Below are 6,785 nucleotides of genomic sequence, written 5' to 3'. Positions count from 1 at the left end.
CCGGTGGCCTGCTCTCTGGCGATCCTGTCGATCAGCGCTTCGAGTACTGAGGCGCCTTGCGGGCCTTCTTCAGGCCGTACTTCTTGCGCTCGGTGGCGCGCGGGTCACGGGTCAGGAAGCCTGCCCGCTTGAGCGCGGGGCGGTCGTCCGGGGTGACCTCGATCAGGGCCCGCGCGATGGCGAGCCGCAGCGCACCGGCCTGGCCGGAGGGGCCGCCGCCGACGAGCCGGGCGTACACGTCGAACGACTCGGTGCGCTCGACGGTGACCAGCGGGGACTTCACCAGCTGCTGGTGCACCTTGTTCGGGAAGTAGTCCTCGATGGTGCGGCCGTTCAGCACGAAGTTGCCGGAGCCGGGGACGAGGCGGACGCGGACGACGGCCTCCTTGCGGCGGCCGACGGTCTGCACCGGGCGGTCGATGAGGACCGGGGCGTCGTAGCCGTCGGGCTCGGCCTCGTAGCCGTAGTCCTCGGTCACGACCTCGGCGTTCGGGTCCTCCGAGGTGTACTCGGTGAGCTCGACCTCGTCGGGGTTCAGCGCGTCGTTTTCGGGAGCGGTCACTGGGCCACCTGCTTGATCTCGAACGGGATGGGCTGCTGCGCGGTGTGCGGATGGGTCGGGCCCGCGTACACCTTGAGCTTGCCCGCGATCGCGTTGCCCAGCTTGTTCTTGGGGATCATGCCCTTGATGGCCTTCTCCACGACCCGGTCGGGGCGGGTCTCCATGACCTGACCGACAGAGCGCGACTTGAGGCCGCCCGGGTGGCCGGAGTGGTGGTGGATCAGCTTGTCCTGCCGCTTGTTCCCGCTGAGCGAGATCTTGTCGGCATTGATGATGATGACGAAGTCGCCACCATCGACGTTCGGCGCGTAGGTCGGCTTGTTCTTGCCCCGCAGCAGCGTCGCTGCCTGCACGGCAAGGCGTCCGAGTACGACGTCGGTGGCGTCGATGACGTACCACTTGCGGGTCACGTCACCCGCCTTGGGGCTGTACGTAGGCACAGTGCATCCCTGTCTGTCGTCGGTGTTGCCGGCCGAGCGCGCGGTCGAGGAGTTCCCGGCGGCCGGTGGAGACCCGGGCCTCGAGTGCACCCGGGAAAACCCGGGTGTCCACACGCCAGCAAGCCACGATACCAGCAGCGGGTTCCGCCACCGAATCGGCTCAGATGTCGATCGGCGGGCCCGGATCGCGGGCGCCGGGCGGGCCGGGGATCAGGTAGCGCAGGGTGTCGACGCCCGGCGCCGCGCACTCCGGCACCCGCTCCCCCACCGAGGTGTCGCGGCCGGGCCGGAACCACAGCTCGGCCCGGGCCGAGGCGATGCCCTCGCGGTGCCCGTCGGCGATCCGCGGGGTCGCCGAGCAGGAGACCGGCTCGCCGAACCCGGCGGGCGCGACCGGGCTACCGGCAGCCCGGGTAACCGGACCACCGGCGGCCGGACTCCCTGCGACCTGCGCGGCGAGCACCGGCGTCGCCGGTTCGGCCGCGGTGACGTGCCCGTCCGACGGCAGCGCGACGACCGCGAGCGCCATCGCCCCCGCTACCGCGGGGGCGCCGAAGAAGTTGTCCCGCATCCGGTTCCACAGCCCGCCCTTGGCCGACCCGGCGGGCGGCTCCGGCTCGTTCCGCTGCACCGCGCTGCTCCAGGCCGCCTGCTGCTGCTCGGCGGCGGGCTGTTCGGCCCGCTCGGCGTGCCTGCCGCCCTGCTCCGGCTCGCCGGAGTCCTCCTCGGAGACCAGCAGGTGCGCGGCGCCGAGCACCAGCGCGTGGATCGGGTGGTCGGCCACCCGGAAGCGCTGCCCGAGGTGGTTGCGGAAGGCGAAGCGCAGCGGCTCGTTGTCGTAGACATTGCCCGCGAGCAGGATGGTCGAGGTGTCCGCGCCGATCGAGCGGGCCGCCGCCATCACCTCGATCACCACGTCGTCGGCGGCCCGCGCCTCGCGCAGCGCGGCCGGGTCGAAGTGCACGTCCACCGATTCGGTCGGCTGCTCGTCGTCGCCGTGCACCGCGACGACCAGCACCGTGCGGCCGTCGCAGTAGACGCCGGTGGCGCCGATCCCGTTCGGGTCCCGCTCGTCCGGCGGGCTCACCAGGTTCAGCGCGCGCACGTACCCGGAGAGCGCGACGCTCTCCGGCAGCGGCTCCACCTCGACGTCGAGCTGCTCCACCAGCGCGGCGTAGAGCTCGACCTTCTCCTCCGGCCAGTCGTCCGGGTACGGCATGGCGACCACGTCCGGCTTGCCGCGCAGGTAGCTGCCGATCGAGGCGAGCGGGTTGTAGAGCCGCGCCCGGAACACCATGTCGGCGGGCCAGGTCGCGCCCGCCACCACGATTTGCGGGTGGCCGAGGATGTCCCGCACGTCGGCGATGGCCATGCCGAGGTCGGGGCGCAGCCGGTCGACACCCGCGGTGTGCAGCCTGCCCGACGAGTCCGCCAGCAGGTAGGCGGGCGTCGAGTAGGAACCTTCGACCTGCACCGGGCGGATCGGCGTTTCACCGCCGCCCGCGGCTACGGACACCACATCCCAACCGAGATGTACCGCCCCAACTCGCACCGTCACAGGCATAAGTGTGCCTGGTGCCCGCAAGCCCCGCTCGACGCGCTCACGCCGACGACTTCTTCAACCGCAGGCGACGCCAGGTGAGCAGCGCCAGCACCAGCGTGAGCAGCAGCACCATGGCGATGTTCAGCGCCCAGACACCGGGCTCGTGGTTCCACAGCCCGTCCGGCTGGGCGCTCAGGAAGATCGAGCGGATGTCCACCGTCGAGGCGCCCGCCGCGTACCCCCAGCGGGACGGGAAGAGCCAGGAGACCTGCTCCAGCACCACCCGGTCGGTGACCGGGATGAGCCCGCCCGCCATCACCAGCTGGGCCATGATCGCCACCACCAGCATCGGCATGACCTGCTCGCTGGACTTGGCGAAGCTCGACATCAGCAGCCCGAACACCACGCAGCAGACCGCGGTCACCGCGATGTCGATGTACAGCTCGGCGCTGCCCGAGGCGAGCACCGAGCCCTCGCCGGGCGGGTTCTTGCCCGCCAGCGTGATCCCGACCAGCACCGCCGACTGCAGGAAGGCGGTGATGCTGAACACCGCGATCTTGGCCCACAGGTACGAGCCGGGCAGCAGCCCGACCGCGCGCTCGCGCTGGAAGATGGTGCGCTCGCCGACCAGGTCGCGGATGGTCAGCGTGGACCCCATGAAGCAGGCGCCGAGGATCAGCACCACCAGCAGCTGCTGCGCCTCGGCCCCGCCGGAGGGGATCAGCGAGCCGTCCGGCGCCTGGGTGAGCCCGCCCCTGGTGAAGCCGTTCTTGCCGGGCACGACCAGGGAGAGCCCGCCGAGGATGAACGGAAGCACCACCAGGAAGGCCAGGTAGCCGCGGTCGGCGAAAATCAGCCGGACCTGCCGCCGCGCCACCGTGGAGAACTGCTTGAAGCCGCTGGACTGCGGCGGGCTGCCCGCCGAGCCGTAGGGCGGCGGCGGTGGCGGTGGCGGCACGAACGCCTGGCGCGAGCGGTAGGCGGCGAAGGCCTGGTCCGGGTCGGCGGCGACCTTGCCGAAGATCTCGGCCCAGTCGCTGGTGCCGAGCGCGGCGCCGACCCCGGCCGGGTGCCCGCAGAACGCGGTCTTGCCGCCCGGCGCGAGCAGCAGCACCTGGTCGCACATGTCGAGGCAGGCCACCGAGTGGGTCACCACGATCACCACGCGGCCCGCGTCGGCCAGCTCGCGCAGCATGGTCATGACCTGGCGGTCCAGCGCCGGGTCGAGCCCGGAGGTCGGCTCGTCCAGGATCAGCAGCGAGGGGCCGGTGAGCAGCTCCAGCGCCACCGAGGCGCGCTTGCGCTGGCCGCCGGAGAGCCGGTCCACCCTGGTGTCGGCGTGCTCGGTGAGCGAGAGCTCGGCCAGCACGCCGTCGATCACCTGCTGCCGGTCCGCCTTCGAGGTGTCCGACGGCAGCCGGAGCTCGGCGGCGTAGCCGAGCGCCTGCCGCACGGTGAGCTGCCGGTGCAGCACGTCGTCCTGCGGCACCATGCCGATCCGGGAGCGCAGCGCCTCGTACTCGGCGTGCAGGTTGCGGCCCTCGAAGGTGACGACGCCGCCGGACGGCCTGGTACTGCCCGCGATCAGCTTGGAGAGCGTGGACTTGCCCGCGCCGGACGGCCCGATCAGCGCGGTGAGCGTGCCGCTGCCCGCCTGCAGGTTCACATCGACGAGCAGCTGCTTGTTGTTCTCCACCGTGAAGCCGACGCCGTGCACATGCAGCCCCTGCTCGGCGACCGGCTTCTGCCGGTGCACCAGCGTGCCCTGCTGCACCTCGAAGTCGATATTGCCGACGGTGACGACGTCGCGCTCGCGCAGCACCGTGCGCTGCTGGCGGACGCCGTTGACGAAGGTGCCGTTCGAGGAGCCGAGGTCCTCGATCGTCAGCCCATCGGAGCCCGCGAGCAGCCGCGCGTGCCTGCGCGAAGCCAGCGGGTCGTTCACCACGATCTGGTTGTCCGAGGTGCGGCCGATGGTCAGCCCGCCGGGGGGCAGCCGGTCCGCGCGCGCGATCGGCGAGGTGGAGGGCCTGGCCCGGATCGGCGGCAGCGACGAGGAATCCGCCCGCGTCGTCATGTTCACGTTGATCTGCGGCTGCGGCGCCGACTGCTGCTGCGGGAACGGCGCCGACTGCGGCGGCCGCTGCTGCGGCGGGGGCTGATGCTGGTGCGGCTGCTGCTGCGGGAACGGCGGCCGCTGCTGCGGCGGCGGTTGCTGCTGCGGCCACTGCGGCGCCGACTGCGGCCGCGCCACCGGGGTGGCGCCGGTCTGCCTCGGCGCGCCCGCCGGGATCAGGTGCAGCAGCGGGCCGCTGATCGCGTCACCGAGCCGCACCTGGGTGGCCCGGTCGATCGGGACCGGCCTGCTCAGCCGCCGCGCGTCCACGAAAACACCGTTGGTGCTGCCGTTGTCGGCCAGCACCCAGGCCCCGCCCTGCCAGGCCAGCGTCGCGTGTACCCGGGAGACCAGCGGGCTGTCCACGAACAGCGTGACTTCCGGCGCCCGCCCCAGGGTGACCTTCTGACTCGGTTCGAAAACGCGTTCGGTTCCCTCATGGCGCACGGTGATGGACTGCGCCCCCGGTGAAGACATGCAGCGGATACTATGCCATCACCCGGACATCGGCGGGGCCCCCGACGCGCCTTTTGTCCCGATCCGGCGACCGACCGCGGGGAACGAGAAACGGCCGACCGAGGGGGAGCCTGCCTTGCCGAATCGTCGTGCGACCACCGCCGCCGTGGCCGCCCTGTGTTTCGTGCTGCTGCTCGCCGGGTGCACCCGCATGGTCGACGGCCGCGCCGTCTCCATCTACGACGACCCGTTCAAGGTCGCCGGGCTGCCGACCACCAGCGGGCCGAGCGGCCCGCGCACCGGCGTGCCGGACACCGCCCTCACCGCCGCGGGCAGCGACGGCGGCGAGATCGACCGGCTCGCGCTGAACGCCGTCGACGACATCCAGGTCTACTGGCGGCAGGTCTACGGCACCGAGTTCGATGGCGAGTTCCAGCCGGTGGAGAAGCTGCTCTCGTGGAGCTCGAAGGCGTCGCGCGGCGCCGCGCCGGAGTTCTGCGAGGACACCACCTACCGCTTGGTGAACGCCGCCTACTGCAGGCTGGACAACTCCATCGGCTGGGACCGCGAGGTGCTGCTGCCGACCATGGCCGACACCTTCGGGCAGATGTCGGTGGTCATGGTGCTCGCGCACGAGTACGGCCACGCCATCCAGAACATGGCCGAGATCGTCACCAGCCGCGATCCGGTGATCGTCAAGGAGCAGCAGGCCGACTGCTTCGCGGGCGCCTTCATGCGGCACGTGGCCGAGGGCAAGGCCGCGCACTTCACCATCAACACCTCGGACGGGCTGAACTCGGTGCTCGCCGCCACCGTCGCCATCCGCGACTCCGACCCGGACGACCCGGAGAGCGTGCACGGCTCCGCCTTCGAGCGGGTGACCGCGGTGCAGATCGGCTTCACCGACGGCCCGCGCGCCTGCAAGGGCATCGACGAGGAGGAGATCAACCAGCGCCGCGGCGACCTCCCGGTCAGCTTCCAGGGCCAGACCGGCGAGTTCGACATCACCAAGGAGTCGCTGATCGAGCTGAGCAAGGCGCTGGCCGCGATCCTGCCGCTGGACGAGCGGCCGCGCTACAGCTACGGCGGCGCGCGGATCGAGTGCGGCGACGGCGCCACCACCGAGCCGGTCTCCTACTGCCCGGCGAGCAACCTGATCGCCACCGACATCCCCAAGCTCTCCGAGCGCGGCGCCGTCGGCGACCTGGACGACCCGCTGCCGCTCAAGGTGAGCGGCGACTACAACGGCTACGTCGTCTTCATCTCCCGCTACACCCTCGCGGTGCAGCGCAGCAACGACCAGGACCTGGTCGGCGCCAAGACCGGGCTGCGCGCCGCCTGCCTCTCCGGGGTGGTCACCGGCAAGCTCGCGGAGTCGGGGCGCCCGGTCGGGCAGGGCGATATCCAACTCGCCGCGGGCGACCTGGACGAGGCGGTCTCCGGGCTGCTCACCGACGGCCTGGCGGCCAGCGACGTCGAGGGCAAGACGGTCCCCAGCGGCTTCGCCAGGGTCGACGCCTTCCGCGCAGGCGTCCTCGGCGGCGAAAGCACCTGCCTCGCCAGGTACAGCTGAGTTGGATGGCCCGCCTTCGGCGGGCGTGTTCGCGGCCCCGGGGAGTCTCGTCGTTCAGCGCTCGAGACTCGCGCCTGTGGCGCATGCGCTTCGAG

At 71.7% G+C, this 6,785-nt stretch carries 5 protein-coding genes; 1 reads left to right on the top strand and 4 read right to left on the bottom strand.

Annotation, left to right across the window (positions count from 1 at the left end):
• Positions 1-31: 31 nt before the first annotated feature.
• From rpsI to ACFUUZ_RS31400, 4 genes are all read right to left on the bottom strand, one after another.
• Positions 32-562 (bottom strand): 30S ribosomal protein S9, encoded by a 531-nt coding sequence (rpsI, locus tag ACFUUZ_RS31415; RefSeq protein ID WP_378702636.1) that lies wholly within the window; start codon positions 560-562, stop codon positions 32-34.
• A complete protein-coding gene (gene rplM / locus ACFUUZ_RS31410) occupies positions 559-1,002 on the bottom strand; it encodes a 50S ribosomal protein L13 (RefSeq protein ID WP_378702634.1) in 444 nt (147 codons plus the stop codon). Before rplM ends, rpsI begins: the two co-directional genes overlap by 4 nt.
• 160 nt (positions 1,003-1,162) lie before the next feature.
• Complete coding sequence (locus ACFUUZ_RS31405; protein WP_378702632.1) at positions 1,163-2,476, bottom strand: hypothetical protein; 1,314 nt, start codon at positions 2,474-2,476, stop codon at positions 1,163-1,165.
• Between the two features lie 127 nt (positions 2,477-2,603).
• Positions 2,604-5,138 carry an FHA domain-containing protein gene (locus ACFUUZ_RS31400; RefSeq protein ID WP_378702630.1) on the bottom strand — a complete coding sequence of 845 codons (2,535 nt, stop codon included), beginning with the start codon at positions 5,136-5,138 and terminating at the stop codon, positions 2,604-2,606.
• A 115-nt stretch (positions 5,139-5,253) separates the two neighbouring features.
• Between ACFUUZ_RS31400 and ACFUUZ_RS31395 the strand changes: the two genes are divergently transcribed.
• Positions 5,254-6,690 (top strand): metallopeptidase, encoded by a 1,437-nt coding sequence (locus tag ACFUUZ_RS31395; protein ID WP_378702628.1) that lies wholly within the window; start codon positions 5,254-5,256, stop codon positions 6,688-6,690.
• Positions 6,691-6,785 lie beyond the last annotated feature (95 nt).

The sequence above is a fragment of the Nocardia sp. NPDC057353 genome, assembly GCF_042667085.1.
GTDB lineage: Bacteria > Actinomycetota > Actinomycetes > Mycobacteriales > Mycobacteriaceae > Nocardia.
The sequence above is the reverse complement of the archived record's forward strand: the minus strand, read 5'-3'. Positions and strand labels throughout refer to the sequence as shown.

Coding starts and splice junctions, on each gene's coding strand:
- ACFUUZ_RS31400 (WP_378702630.1), bottom strand. CDS start 5,138: ATGTCTTCACCGGGGGCGCAGTCCATCACCGTGCGCCATGAGGGAACC.